1 protein-coding gene is annotated in these 746 nt (G+C 66.6%); it reads right to left on the minus strand.

Annotated elements, in window-relative coordinates; translation table 11 throughout:
- Positions 1 to 285 precede the first annotated feature (285 nt).
- Complete coding sequence (locus CCN51_RS49985; protein WP_014182561.1) at positions 286 to 720, minus strand: Rrf2 family transcriptional regulator; 435 nt, start codon at positions 718 to 720, stop codon at positions 286 to 288.
- Between the last annotated feature and the right edge of the window lie 26 nt (positions 721 to 746).

Raw genomic sequence — 746 nt, forward strand, 5'->3', positions numbered from 1 at the left:
CCACCGGCCGCGGGCCCGGCGACTTCTCCGGCCAGGGCGGCAGCAGCGGCTCGATCAGCGTCCACAAGTCGTCGTCCACGATCCACGGCCGAGTGCTCACATCCCCCCGAACAACGGAATCGTCACATCGGTCACGCCGGACCAGGGCACTTCAACAAGATCAAGTTACGAGCTCGTAGGACACGGTCTAATACTGCAACGGTCTTCGGCATGACTGGTTGCCAGGCTATTCACTGGCCTGGGCATGGATGGGGATCTTGGTGATGTCAGGGCGTAACGGGGAGGCTAGCGAGGTGCCGCAAGTACGTCCCGGAGTACGTTCTCGAGCGTGACGCGGGCCAGCTCGTGTCTCAGGGTCTCCTCGATGCCCTCGTAGATGCCCTGCATCGCCGGCTGGATGCCGTAACCCACCACGCATCCCTGGTCCGGGGTGGTGCGATGCATCGCGAACAGCGGGCCGGGTTCCACTGCCTCGTACACGTCGAGCAGGGTCATCGACCCCAGCTCGCGCGCCAGCGACCAGCCCGCGCCCACGCCCCGCCGGGACTCCACGAGGCCGGCCCTGCGCAGCTCGCCGAGCAGCCGCCTGATCACCACGGGGTTGGTGTTCGCGCTGGTCGCGATCTGCTCGGAGGTGGCGACCTCATGGCCCTGGCGCTGGTAGAGACCGATCCAGGCCAGCGCGTGGGCGGCAATGGTCAACCTGCTGTTGGCACTCATGAGCCCCTCCTCTCGGCCGCAACGCT

Source organism: Streptomyces milbemycinicus (assembly GCF_002154605.1).
Taxonomy (GTDB): domain Bacteria; phylum Actinomycetota; class Actinomycetes; order Streptomycetales; family Streptomycetaceae; genus Streptomyces; species Streptomyces milbemycinicus.

Excerpts from the sequence above, each read along its gene's own strand:
- CCN51_RS49985 (WP_014182561.1), bottom strand. The coding sequence starts at position 720 with ATGAGTGCCAACAGCAGGTTGACCATTGCCGCCCACGCGCTGGCCTGG.